We start from the raw sequence: 4,449 nt of genomic DNA, 5'->3' as shown, positions 1-4,449 counted from the left end.
GACCTGCATTGGCGCGCAGCCGGTTGAACCGCTCATGCGCCGGGGCGACCGCCGCGAGGTAGCGCGCCTCGAAGGCGGCGCGCCCAGGGTCGTCGGCGGCAAGGCCGGAAAGATAGGGCGGCACCTTGGCGTCGGGCAATTCCGTCTCGGCGCATGAGACGACGCGCACCCACGGGCAGCCGGCGCCGGCGATCGCCGGAAACATGATGACATTGTCGAGGACGACGGCGTCGGGCTTCAGCCGCGCCAGCAATTGCCTGAGCGGCGCCTCGGCGTGGGCCGCCGTGTCGACGATTGCCTGCCATGTCGGCGCGACATAGGTTTCGAGCTGGTCGAGCGGGCTCAGCCGGAAATGCGGCAGGTGGCGGCGCACGAAGGCCTGCCAGTAGCTCTGCCGCTCGCTGTCGCTCAGCGGATCGTCGGTCGGCAGCTGGTATTCCTGAAAGCCGTAATCGGCGAAGACGCCGGAAAAGCCGGCATGGCAGATGAAGACCGGCCGGGCGCCCCTGGCTCGCAAGGCCTGCGCGATGCCGACGCAATTGAGCGCCGCGCCGAAGCTCGCTTCGGGAAACAGCGCGATGGTCGGGCTGGCTTTGCGCGTCACGATGTCCTCGGTCAATCCGGCCGGCTGATCATGCCGAACAGCGCCGGCGCGCCGCGGCTCGCCGCCCGCGGCCGCTGGCTGCGCGACAGCCTCAGATGCACACGCAGCAGATCAGCGGCAACCTCATACTGCCGGCTTTCCAGATGGTCGAGTATGGTGAGGTGCTCGCGCAGCGACTGCTTGAGCCGGAACACGTTGACGCCCGCATAGATGCCAGGCAGCCGGCGCAACCGGAGATGATCGGACAGCGCGTCGGTGACGAACCGGTTGGCCGAGCCGTCGGCGATCATGCCGTGGAACTCGATGTCCAGCCGTTGGAATTCCCTGGTGTCGAAGGCCGCATCGGGCTGCGCCATCAGCGCCTCCATGCCCTGGCGCAGCGCCGCCGCCCGCGCGCCGTCGAGGCTGAAGCCCGGCGTCAATATGGCGGCGGGCTCCAGCAACAGCCGGAAGTCGTAGCTCTCGCCCTGCGCCTCGGGATCGTCGGGCGCCCGGCGAAACAGCCAGGATTGGCCCGGCGCGCGGTCGACGAGATTCTCTTCCGTCAGTCTCTGAAGCGCTTTTAGTACCGTCTTGCGTTCAGCATCGTAGCGCCGCATCAGCCCGCTGACGGTCACCGTCTGGTCCAGCCGCCGCGCCGAGCGGTCGCGCAGGATCGCCTCGGCCAGTTCGTCTTCCTCCGTATTCGGCAATTCGGCGGCGACAGCCCCTTGCGCCGCGAGGTCGATGGCAAGGCGGTAGCCTGTGGCGGCTTCCCAGCGCACCACGCCCTGTTCGGTGAGCAGGCGCAGCGCCGCCCGCACCGGAGTCCGCGAAACGCTGCAGAGCGAGGCGATCTGTTGCTCGGGAAGGTGCGCGCCGGGCGCGAAGCCGCGCTGCCTGGCAACGTCCAGGATGCGCTGCGCAAGATCGAGATGGTTGGTGCGAGGTCGCCTGGCTGCCGCTTGCATGACTTGTTCTCGTGGATCGGTGCGACCCCGGTTTGGCCGATCGTCCCCGCCGAGGCAATCGGCCAGATTCCGGAGCCGCCCGCCAAATTATGGATTGACGTACTTTTTTCTGCAATAGTACTGTCACTGCAATCGGCAACAAAAGACCGGGGAACAGGATCGAGCCCGTGGCGGGAACCGCGAATGCCGGTCTGCCAATGAATTTGACCATCAACCGTAATGGGAGACTGCCATGACCACCGCCCTGCAGCACCGTTCGTTCAGAACGTCTTCAATCGCGCTCGGCTTCGCTCTGGCGCTTTCGGCGCCGGCGGCCGCCGCCGACCTCGTCATCTCCAACTGGGACGGCTATATGGCGCCCGACGCCATGGCCGCCTTCAAGACCGCGACCGGTGTTGCCGGCGAGGTCGTGGTCCACGCCACCAATGAGGAGATCATGGGCAAGCTCGTCGCCTCCGGCGGCAAGGGCTATGACGTGGTCTTCGTCTCCTCGCCCTTCGCCGAGGTGCTGAACAAGCTCGGCCTGACCGAGCCGATCGACCATGCCCAGGTCCCCAACCTCGCCAATCTCTATCCGGAAGCGACCAAGCTGCCGCACGATGTCGGCAACGCCTTCTCGGTGCCCTACACCTGGGGCACGACCGGCCTCTGCTATCGTTCGGACCTGATCAAGACGGCGCCGACAAGCTGGAGCGACCTGCTCGCGCCTTCCGACGATCTCAAGGGCAAGACCACCATGCTGGCCACCGACCGCTGGCTGCTGGCCGCGGACCAGCTCGACAAGGGTTTCTCCGTCAACGAGACCGACCCGGCCAAGATGGCCGAGGTCAAGGACCTGCTGATCTCGGCCAAGAAGACCCTCCTCGCCTATGACGACACCACCTTCTATTCGAAGCTGGTGTCCGGCGAGGCGCTGCTGGTGCAGGCCTGGGACGGCTGGTGCAACTACGGCATCGCCGAGAAGCCCGAGATCAAATACGTCATTCCGAAGGAAGGCTCGGACCTCTGGGTCGACACGATGGTGGTGATGAAGGCTTCCGAGCACAAGGACGCCGCCTTCAAGTTCATCAACTTCATGCTCGACGCCAAGAACCACGCCTGGGCGGCGCAGAACATCGACTACAAGGTGCCGAACAAGCCGGCGATGGAGAGCCTGCCGGCCGACTTCCTGGCCAAGTTCCCCAACATGGCGATGCCGGTGGCCGACCTCGTCAAGTTCGAGCAGTTGCGCGACGTCGGCGACGCCCAGCGCGACTACTCCAAGATCGTTAGCGAGATCAAGGCCGCGCAGTAGGCGCTTGCAGCCCAGAGACAATGGCCGATGGCGGGCTGCCGCCGTCGGCCGCTGAGCGGTATCGAAAATTGTCCCAGACCAGACTTCGCTCCAACCTGCTGATGGCGCCGGCTTTGGCCTGGCTGACCGCGCTCATGGTCGTGCCATGCGCGCTGGTGCTTGCGCTCGCCTTCTTCCGGCGCGGCATCTATGGCGGGATCGAATACACTTTCACGCTGGAGAATTTCGGCCAGGTCCTCGACCCGCTCTATGCCGGCATCTTCCTCAACTCGGCGCGCATCGCCGGCGCCGCGACACTGATCGCGGTCATCATCGGCTACGCCGCTGCCTATGCGATTGCCGCGGCGCCACGCCGGCTGCAGCCGGTATTTCTGTTCTTCGCCGTGCTGCCGTTCTGGTCGAACTATCTGATCCGCACCTATGCCTGGATCGTGCTCCTCAACCGCGAGGGCCTCGTCACCCAGTTGCTGCGCTGGATGGGCTACACGGGCGAGCCGCCGTCGATGCTCTACACCGAGGGCGCCGTCATCGCCGGCCTGGTCTACAACTACCTGCCCTTCGTCATCCTCGCCTGTTACGCGCCGCTGTCGCGGCTCAATCCGGAACTCGCCGAGGCTTCGCGCGACCTCGGCGCCTCGGCGCTGACCACCTTTCGCCGCGTCATCCTGCCCCTGACGGTGCCCGGCATCGCCGCCGGCGCGGTCTTCGTCTTCGTGCTGTCGATCGGCAATTTCGTCACCCCCGCTCTGCTCGGCGGCGGCCGCTTCCAGATGATCGGCAACCTGGTCTACGACCAGTTCCTGACCGCCAATGACTGGCCGTTTGGCGCCGCCCTCGCCATGGCGCTGATCGCCATCATGCTCGCGGTCCTGATGGCGCAGGCCCTGCTTGCCGACCGCGCCGCCGGCCGAGCCAAGGAAGCTGAGGGAGGTGCCGATGGCTGAGCGCTCCCTTGCTTCCTTCTCCCCGTTCACGGGGAGAAGGTGCCCCGAAGGGGCGGATGAGGGGCGGCGCCAGCCTTTGCGACGCTCAGCGTTGCCCCTCATCTGCCTGCCAACATCTTCTCCCCGTGAATGGGGAGAAGGAGGCTGTACGACCGCTCGCCTCCTGACCATCGGAGGGCAGCCATGACTTCGTCGCCTGCCCGCACCCTCGGCTTGCGGACGATCCTCGTCCTGGTCTTCGCCTTCCTCTACATCCCGATCGCCGTCCTGGTGGCGCTCTCCTTCAACGCCGGCGGGCTGCCGACGGCATGGTCGGGCTTCTCGCTGAAATGGTACGCTTCGCTCGCCGGCAATGCGGCGATCCTGCAGGCTGCCCTCAACACGCTGATCGTGGCGCTGGTCTCGACCGCCATCGCCACGCTGCTCGGCACGCTGCTGGCGATCGGCATCGAGATGCGCCGGCAATACGGAAAGGGTCTGGAAGCACTGATCTTCGCGCCGATGATCATTCCAGACATCGTGCTCGCCATCGCGCTGCTGTCGTTCTTCTCGCTGCTCGATGTCACCATGGGCCTACACACCATCGTCCTCGCCCATGTCGTCTTCAACCTTGCCTTCGTCTGCTCGGTAGTGCGCGCGCGGCTGAAGAGCTTCGAC

The 4,449-nt window shown here is 65.9% G+C and carries 3 protein-coding genes and 2 pseudogenes; 3 read left to right on the top strand and 2 right to left on the bottom strand.

Going from position 1 to position 4,449, the window contains the following annotated elements; all coding sequences use genetic code 11:
- Positions 1–604: pseudogene (locus tag EN742_RS25690) on the bottom strand (glycosyl transferase family 1); the annotation flags it as partial.
- An 11-nt stretch (positions 605–615) separates the two neighbouring features.
- Entirely contained in the window at positions 616–1,554 is a 939-nt protein-coding gene (locus EN742_RS25685; protein ID WP_126058184.1) for a GntR family transcriptional regulator, read from the bottom strand.
- 232 nt (positions 1,555–1,786) lie between these two features.
- Here EN742_RS25685 and EN742_RS25680 point away from each other — a divergent pair, with 232 nt between their 5' ends.
- The 3 genes and pseudogenes from EN742_RS25680 to EN742_RS25665 form a co-directional block, all read left to right on the top strand.
- The gene (locus EN742_RS25680; RefSeq protein ID WP_128333425.1) at positions 1,787–2,848 is read left to right on the top strand and encodes a spermidine/putrescine ABC transporter substrate-binding protein; all 1,062 of its coding nucleotides are present in this window, start codon (positions 1,787–1,789) and stop codon (positions 2,846–2,848) included.
- A 101-nt stretch (positions 2,849–2,949) separates the two neighbouring features.
- Complete coding sequence (locus EN742_RS25675) at positions 2,950–3,792, top strand: ABC transporter permease (RefSeq protein ID WP_126059352.1); 843 nt, start codon at positions 2,950–2,952, stop codon at positions 3,790–3,792.
- 183 nt (positions 3,793–3,975) lie between these two features.
- A pseudogene (locus EN742_RS25665) lies at positions 3,976–4,449 on the top strand (ABC transporter permease); the annotation flags it as partial.

The sequence above is a fragment of the Mesorhizobium sp. M4A.F.Ca.ET.020.02.1.1 genome (assembly GCF_004022645.1).
Lineage (GTDB): Bacteria > Pseudomonadota > Alphaproteobacteria > Rhizobiales > Rhizobiaceae > Mesorhizobium.
The sequence above is the reverse complement of the archived record's forward strand: the minus strand, read 5'-3'. Positions and strand labels throughout refer to the sequence as shown.

Bases quoted from the DNA above. Each gene is read 5' to 3' on its own strand.
- EN742_RS25685 (WP_126058184.1), bottom strand. From the start codon at position 1,554: ATGCAAGCGGCAGCCAGGCGACCTCGCACCAACCATCTCGATCTTGCG.
- EN742_RS25680 (WP_128333425.1), top strand. From the start codon at position 1,787: ATGACCACCGCCCTGCAGCACCGTTCGTTCAGAACGTCTTCAATCGCG.
- EN742_RS25675 (WP_126059352.1), top strand. From the start codon at position 2,950: ATGGCGCCGGCTTTGGCCTGGCTGACCGCGCTCATGGTCGTGCCATGC.